The organism is Streptomyces sp. SID5643 (assembly GCF_009872555.1).
In the GTDB taxonomy this organism is placed as follows: Bacteria; Actinomycetota; Actinomycetes; order Streptomycetales; family Streptomycetaceae; genus Streptomyces; species Streptomyces iakyrus.
In genome coordinates this window covers 26563-33216 of sequence record NZ_WWIC01000327.1, presented here as the reverse complement: position 1 = coordinate 33216, position 6654 = coordinate 26563, and the positions used below count along the sequence as shown (strand labels likewise).

Sequence of the window (6654 nt, the reverse complement as noted above, 5' to 3'; positions counted from 1 at the left end):
GTGCGGCGCCGCGGCCCTCGGCCCGCCCGGCGGGGTGGGCTCCGCGCCGCTGGGGCGGGCCGCCGCGGCGGGCGTCAGCGCCATGAGCCCAGCGAGGCAGAGCACACCCGCCGACACGGTCACCCGGGAAGAGAATCCGATGATCATATGATCAACGTAGAAACGGACCTGCTCCGCACGGCGACGACGGGGCCGCACACCGCGCGCCGGCACCCGAACGGCTGAGTTCTGCGCGTCAGCCCGAGGGCAGGGTCGGCTGGATGCGCCGCAGGAACGTCGCGTTGTCCGGTGTCTCACGCATCCGCTCCAGAAGCGTCTCCAGAGCGCCCTGCCCGTCCCGCCCCTGCAGTACGCGCCGCAGACCGTGGACGGCCGCCGATTCGGCGGGCGGCAGGAGCAGTTCCTCACGGCGGGTGCCCGAGGGGATGATGTCGACGGCCGGGAACACCCGGCGGGACGCCGGGTCCCGGCTCAGGCGGAGTTCCATGTTGCCGGTGCTCTTCAGCTCCTCGAAGTAGAAGTCGTCGGCCCGGGAGCCGGTCTCCACCAGGGCGGTCGCCAGGATCGTGAGGGAACCGCCCTCCTCGGCCGCCCGGGCGGCGCCGAAGAACCGCTTGGGGCCGCTCAGCGCGGAGGCGTCGACGCCCCCGGTGAGGATGCGGCCGCCGGCGGCGGCCGCGTTGTTGTGCGCCCGGCACAGCCGGGTCAGCGAGTCGAGGAGGATGACGACGTCCTCGCCGGCCTCGACGAGCCGCTTGGCGCGCTCGATCACGAGGTCGGCGAGCGCGATGTGCTGCTTGGCGCTGCGGTCGAACGTCGAGGCGTACACCTCGCCCCGCACGCAGCGCCGCATGTCGGTGACCTCCTCGGGGCGCTCGTCGAGCAGCAGCATCATCAGCCGGCACTCGGGATGGTTGCCGGTGACGGCTGCCGCGAGCTGCTGGAGGAGGACGGTCTTGCCGGTCTTGGGCGGCGCCACGATGAGCCCGCGCTGGCCCTTGCCCACCGGCGCGATCAGGTCGACGACGCGCCCGGCCAGCCCGGCGGCCGGGTGCTCCAGCCGCAGCCGTTCGTGCGGATGCAGCGGTGTCAGGTCCCGGAAATCGCGCCGGTCGCGCAGGCCGTCGGCCGCACGGCCCCCGACCCGTACGAGGCCGGTGAGGCCGCGCCGGTCGCCGAGTTCGCCCTCGACGAGGTCGCCCTTGCGCAGGCCGTACCGGCGGATCAGCGCGGGGGAGACGGCCGCGTCGGCGGGCGTGGGCAGGCAGTTCTCAGCGCGCAGGTGCCCCTTCCCGCTCGCGTCGACGTCGAGGACACCGGAGACGATCCGGTCCGGGGAGTGCTGCTGTACGGCTGGGTTCTCGAGTGTGGTGGCCATGGTGGTGTGTGTCCTTTCACGGACGGCAGGCAGAGACATGCGGGGGGAGGGGGAGAGGGCCGCGAGGGGAGGGCCTGGGGCACGCTTCAGGGCGGCGGGGAAACAGCACCTCGGACACGACGGAAGGTGTCGTGGTGCCGGAAGGGATGAAGAGAGGAGAAGAACTGGCACCGGCGCCCGCAAAGAGGGGCGTGCACGAGTGCTCTTCGCACTGTACCACCGGGAGAGGTGGACGGGGCGGAATTGTCTCAGCGCATGGCCAGCAGCCCGTACAGCAACGGGATCCGCGGCTCGGGCAGGCGCCACCAGCCGGAGTCGGTGCGGACCATCTGCGGCCAGCGCGGCCAGGGGAGTTCGTCACCCTCCCGCAGCCGCCGCACGGCGAGCCCCGCCCCCGTCAACGCGGTGAGGACCTCGCCCATTCCGTGCATCCACTCGTAGCTGTCCGTGGCGCCCTCGACGGCCGGTCCGTCCGTGTAGGTGTGCGTCCCGTCGCGGTGCACCGGTCCGGCGCCGCCGAGGTAGTCATGGCGCAGGAGCAGCTCGGGTCCCTCGCCCGGAGCGGGTTTCGGCCCGAGCGAGTTGAGCAGGGGGTGGAACTCGACGACGTACAACCGGCCCCCGGGCCGCAGGAGTCGGTGAACGGTCTCCGCCCACCGATCCAGGTCGGGGAGGTAGCACAGGGCACCCTTGCCGGTGTACACGACGTCGAACCGCCGCCCGTCCAGGGCCTCGACGGCGTCGTACACGTTCGCCCGGACGTACCTCACGTCGGCGCCGGCGTTCGCCGCGATGTCCTGGGCGGCCGCCACGGACGCCGCGGAGAAGTCGAGGCCGACGGCCCGGGCGCCGCGCCGCGCGAAGGCGATCGTCTCCGTGCCGAGATGGCACTGGAGATGCAGCACGTCACGCCCGGCCAGCTCGCCGAGGTCCTCCCACTCGAACGGGGCGAACCAGCGCTCGGGGGCGAGGTCCTCTGCGAGACCGTAGAACCGGCTGGCGAGATGGACGGGCGTGCGGGCGTCCCAGTTCGCCTGGTTGGCCCGCATCAGCCGGTCGTGCTCGGCGGACGTCATGGGGACATCCAACCGTGAACCGGCCGCGGGCGCCGGGAGAACGCGGGAAGCGGATCGGTGGACGTGTCCCGGACCCAGCTGGTGGCCTCGTCGAGGACGAGCACCGGGGCGCCGGGGGCAGGGCCCGCGCGAGCGCGGATCGGGCGTGGGCGCGCGGCAAGCTCGCCCGGTACCGGCGGGTGCGCGAGCGTCTCCTGGCCGGCCGCAGCGAGGAGGAGTGCCTCAGGGAGGCCACCGCGTCGGTCCGTACCTCACCCTGGTGGGCGGCATCGGCTTCGAGGAGGAGAACCTCCGCCGGTGCGAGCGCGTGCTCACCGTCCTGAAGCAGCGGCCCCCCCGGAAGGGCCTCCTGACACATCACCTCGGCGCCGCGCCCTAGGCTGAGCGGATGTTCAGCCCCGAAGGCCCCAGTCTGCGCGAGCTCGCCGTCCAGGCGCTGTCGTCCGTCGAGCGCGGCTACGACCTCCTCGCGCCGAAGTTCGACCACACGCCGTTCCGGACACCCGACGCGGTCCTCGACGCCGTCGGCTCGCTGCTGCGGCGGACCGGGCCCTACGACGCCGGACTCGACCTGTGCTGCGGCACCGGAGCGGGCGTCGGGGTCCTGGCACAGGTGTGCCGCGAGCGGGTCACCGGCGTCGACTTCAGTGCGGGCATGCTGGACGTCGCACGGCGGCAGGCCGGGCGGGCGGGACCGCCGGTCTCCTGGGTCCGGGCCGACGCCCGTGCCCTGCCCTTCGCGCCGGCGTTCGACCTGGTGGTGAGCTTCGGGGCCTTCGGGCACTTCCTGCCCCGCGAACTGCCCGGGCTGTTCGCGCAGGTCCGGTCCGTCCTGCGGCCGGGTGGCCGCTTCGCGTTCCCGCTGGTCGCCCCGCCCCGCCCGGGCTCGCCCGGCTACTGGACGCTGCTCGGCTTCGACACCGTGATGCGGGTGCGCAACGCCCTCTGGCGGCCCCCGTTCGTCATGTACTACCGCGCGTTCCGCCTGGGAGACGTGCGGCGCGGACTGACGGAGGCCGGCTTCCGGGTGGAGCTGCACGCGCTGCCCGAGTTCGGGCGGCGACCGGACGGCAGCCCCCGGGTACGGCTCGTCATGGCCCGGCTGCCCGGCTAGACCCTGGTACCGGAGTGCAGGTCAGCCGCGCAGGAAACTCAGCAGATCGTCGTTGAACGCCTTCTCGAAGTCGCCGACCAGGCCGTGCGGCGCACCCGGGTACACCTTCAGTGTCGCGTCCTTGACGAGCTGGGAGGTCCGGTGGGCCGATGCGGCGATCGGCACGATCTGGTCGTCGTCCCCGTGCGCGACGAGCGTCGGCACGTCGATGCGCGCGAGGTCCTCGGTGAAGTCGGTCTCCGAGAACTGCGCGACGCAGTCGTAGGCGCCCTTCAGCCCGGCCTGCATGCTCCACATCCAGAACGCCCGCCGCACGCCCTCCGACACCTCGGCGCCGGGCCGGTCGAAGCCGTAGAAGGTCTCGCTCAGCTCCCAGTAGAACCGCGAGCGGTCCGCCGCGACGCCGGCCCGGATCCCGTCGAAGACGTCCCTCGGCGTGCCCTCCGGATGGGCCTCCGTCCGCAGCATCAGCGGCGGCACCGCGCCCAGCAGCACCACCTTGGCGACCCGTGCGGTCCCGTGCCGTCCGATGTATCGGGCCACCTCCCCGCCGCCGGTCGAATGCCCCACCAGGACCGCCTCGCGGAGGTCCAGCGCCTCGATCAGCTCGGCCAGGTCGTCGGCGTACCGGTCCATGTGGTTGCCCTGCCAGGGCTGTCCGGAGCGGCCGTGCCCGCGGCGGTCGTGTGCGATCGCCCGGAAGCCGTGCTCGGCGACCAGCCGGGCCTGGCCGTCCCAGGCGTCCGCGTTGAGGGGCCAGCCGTGACTGAACACCACCGGCTGCCCCTCGCCCCAGTCCTTGTAGTAGAGCTCGGTTCCGTCGGAGGTCGTGAAGGTGGCCATGGGGATCCTCTCGAAAGTCGCCCGGGCGAGCCGTGCGGGGAAGCGGTGCCGTGGTCCGATGATCTCCGTCATCTCCGGGAACCGGCGCCGGCGGCCCGCCGAACGGGTGACCGATGCTGGTCCGTCGGGGCCGGTGCCGCTCGGCCCGGCAGCGTGAACTCGTAGACCAGTGCGTCCCGTTGGGCGTCCACCACGAGATCTGTGATCTCCAGCGGGCGCGCGTACTGGTCGTGCACCCGTCGCGTGACCCGTACCGACGGGGTGCTCGCGAGGGGCGTGATGGCATCGCGGTGGTGCAGGGTCAGACCGGCCCGGCGCATCCAGTCGTAGGCCCGCCGCAGCTGCGCGGCGGCGGTGCCGTCGGCGCGGTCGCGGTAGCGCGCCAGTTCCTCCACCTCCGCGAGCGCGACGGCGGAGAACGAGGTCACGGCGGTCCGCAGTCCCTGCCCGTCGGCGGTCGCGTACCGGTAGCGGTGGACCAGGGTCGGGCGGCCGGGGGCCAGCTCCAGGGCTTCGGCGTGGTCCGCCGAGGGTGGCTCCCAGGTGACCGTGGCGCGCGCGACACCGCCCCGGGCCGCTGTCCTGGCTCCGACCGGGAAGGTGAGCGACGCCGGGGTCTCGACCGGCAGGCCGGGCAGGGTGGCGTGACTGCCGCGCCGGTCGGTGGCGACGAGGCCGTCGCGGCGCAGCAGCTCCAGCGCCTGCCGTACGGTCTCCCGGCTGACCCCGAAGTGACCGGCCAACCGTCTCTCCCCGGGCAGTCGTTCACCGGGCGGGACGATGCCGTCGCGCAGTTCGCCGAGCAACGCCGTCGCGATCCGGCTGTACAAGGGCTCTGCCTCGGCCGACGGGGGGTCGTGCGGGGTGGTGCGGGCCATGCCGCCCCCTCCTGTGGGTGACGTTCGGTAGCCGTTCGGGCTCGGTGCGCCACCACATCTAGCATTGGTCTAAACCAGTTGGGAAGGGTGGGCGGGCGGTTCGGCCGAAACCGGCCCGCCCGCACCCGCACTCACAGCGCGCTGTACAAGGCGCGGACCAACGCCGTCTTCCGCGGGTCGTTGGCGATCCGGGACCCCATCCGGTTCATCACATAGCCCAGGGACACTCCCGCCTCCGGATCGGCGAGTCCGCAGGAGCCGCCGAAGCCGTCGTGTCCGAAAGCGCGCGGGTTGGGCCCGTACGAGCCGTCGGGGCCGCTGAGCCAGAGCCCGAGACCGGCCTCCGTCTCGTGCTCGAAGCCGGCGCCGAGCACCAGGTCCCGGCAGCTGCCCTGCCCCTCGCGCACCCGCTCCGCCGCCTCCGGCGACAGGATGCGACGGCCCCCGTACGAGCCGCGCCCCGCGAAGACGCCGTACAGCCCGGCGACGGCACGCGCGGTGCCGTGCCCGTTCGCCGCGGGTATCTCCGCGGCCCGCCAGCCGGGGGTACCGGCCGCGGCGGCGGACACCGCAGGGTTGGTCAGCGCCGCGACGGCTGCGGGCGCCAACTGCGCGAACACGGCTGCCTGTTCACTGCTCGCCGCGACCGCCGGCTGGACCGGTTCGGCCGCCCGGCCGGCCTCCCGCTGCGGCAGTCCGATGCGGAAGTCGATGCCGAGCGGCTCCGTCACCTCCCGCGCCAGGAACGCCCCCGGACGCAGCCCCGACACCCGCCGCACGACCTCGCCGACCAGGTGGCCGTAGGTCAGCACGTGATAGCCGGAGCGGGTGCCCGGTTCCCACCAGGGCTCGGTCGCCGCGAGTCGCTGCGTGGTCAGCTCCCAGTCGTAGAGCTGCTCCAGCGCGTGCGGCCGGCGCAGTCCGGCGAGGCCTGCCCGGTGGGACAGCAGGTGCCGGACGAGGACCTTCTCCTTGCCCGCCGCGGCGAACTCGGGCCAGTACAGGGCCACCGGCGCGTCCAGGTCCAGCAGGCCCCGGTCGGCGAGGATGTGCGCGCACAGCGCCACCGGCCCCTTGGTCGTGGACCACACGTTGACCAGGGTGTCCCGTTCCCAGGGGCGGGAGCGGGCCGTGTCCGCCCAGCCGCCCCACAGGTCGACCACGGTCTCGCCGCCGACGGTGACGGCCACCGCGGCGCCGAGTTCGTCCCGGTCCCGGAAGTTCTCCTCGAACGCCGTGCGTACCGCCGTGAACCGCGCGTCGCAGTGACCGTGCACCCGCATTCCGTACCCGGACATGAGCCCCCTCCGCCGACCGCTGCCGGCCCGGCCGCCGCGTCGCGGCCCGGCGCGATGAACGTACCGA

The 6654-nt window shown here is 73.5% G+C and carries 6 protein-coding genes and 1 pseudogene; 2 read left to right on the top strand and 5 right to left on the bottom strand.

Translation table 11 applies throughout. The annotated features are described in order from the left end of the window. Window positions 1–235 precede the first annotated feature (235 nt). Both rho and GTY56_RS34910 read right to left on the bottom strand, forming a co-directional pair. Window positions 236–1378, bottom strand: coding sequence for a transcription termination factor Rho (gene rho / locus GTY56_RS34915; RefSeq protein ID WP_161369292.1), 1143 nt, complete (start codon window positions 1376–1378; stop codon window positions 236–238). Window positions 1379–1626: 248 nt separating this feature from the next. Then, a complete protein-coding gene (locus GTY56_RS34910; RefSeq protein ID WP_161369291.1) occupies window positions 1627–2454 on the bottom strand; it encodes a class I SAM-dependent methyltransferase in 828 nt (275 codons plus the stop codon). A 140-nt stretch (window positions 2455–2594) separates the two neighbouring features. On the opposite strand from GTY56_RS34910, the pseudogene GTY56_RS34905 reads away from it, so the two are divergent. Together GTY56_RS34905 and GTY56_RS34900 are read left to right on the top strand one after the other, a co-directional pair. After that, window positions 2595–2833, top strand: a pseudogene (locus tag GTY56_RS34905) (PadR family transcriptional regulator); the annotation flags it as partial. A 9-nt stretch (window positions 2834–2842) separates the two neighbouring features. Then, window positions 2843–3568: a class I SAM-dependent methyltransferase gene (locus tag GTY56_RS34900; protein ID WP_161369290.1), complete on the top strand. Its 726-nt coding sequence runs from the start codon at window positions 2843–2845 to the stop codon at window positions 3566–3568. 21 nt (window positions 3569–3589) lie between these two features. On the opposite strand, the gene GTY56_RS34895 is transcribed toward GTY56_RS34900, so the two are convergent. The 3 genes from GTY56_RS34895 to GTY56_RS34885 form a co-directional block, all read right to left on the bottom strand. Further along, window positions 3590–4411 carry an alpha/beta fold hydrolase gene (locus tag GTY56_RS34895; RefSeq protein WP_161369289.1) on the bottom strand — a complete coding sequence of 274 codons (822 nt, stop codon included), beginning with the start codon at window positions 4409–4411 and terminating at the stop codon, window positions 3590–3592. Window positions 4412–4479: 68 nt separating this feature from the next. Next, on the bottom strand, window positions 4480–5289 hold the full coding sequence (locus GTY56_RS34890; RefSeq protein ID WP_237525175.1) for a GntR family transcriptional regulator: 810 nt from the start codon (window positions 5287–5289) through the stop codon (window positions 4480–4482). Window positions 5290–5420: 131 nt separating this feature from the next. Beyond that, entirely contained in the window at window positions 5421–6587 is a 1167-nt protein-coding gene (locus GTY56_RS34885) for a serine hydrolase domain-containing protein (RefSeq protein WP_161369288.1), read from the bottom strand. Between the last annotated feature and the right edge of the window lie 67 nt (window positions 6588–6654).

What these genes read in the sequence shown, in the direction of transcription:
- rho (WP_161369292.1), bottom strand. Translation starts at nt 1,378, where the DNA reads ATGGCCACCACACTCGAGAACCCAGCCGTACAGCAGCACTCCCCGGAC.
- GTY56_RS34910 (WP_161369291.1), bottom strand. Translation starts at nt 2,454, where the DNA reads ATGACGTCCGCCGAGCACGACCGGCTGATGCGGGCCAACCAGGCGAAC.
- GTY56_RS34900 (WP_161369290.1), top strand. Translation starts at nt 2,843, where the DNA reads ATGTTCAGCCCCGAAGGCCCCAGTCTGCGCGAGCTCGCCGTCCAGGCG.
- GTY56_RS34895 (WP_161369289.1), bottom strand. Translation starts at nt 4,411, where the DNA reads ATGGCCACCTTCACGACCTCCGACGGAACCGAGCTCTACTACAAGGAC.
- GTY56_RS34890 (WP_237525175.1), bottom strand. Translation starts at nt 5,289, where the DNA reads ATGGCCCGCACCACCCCGCACGACCCCCCGTCGGCCGAGGCAGAGCCC.
- GTY56_RS34885 (WP_161369288.1), bottom strand. Translation starts at nt 6,587, where the DNA reads ATGTCCGGGTACGGAATGCGGGTGCACGGTCACTGCGACGCGCGGTTC.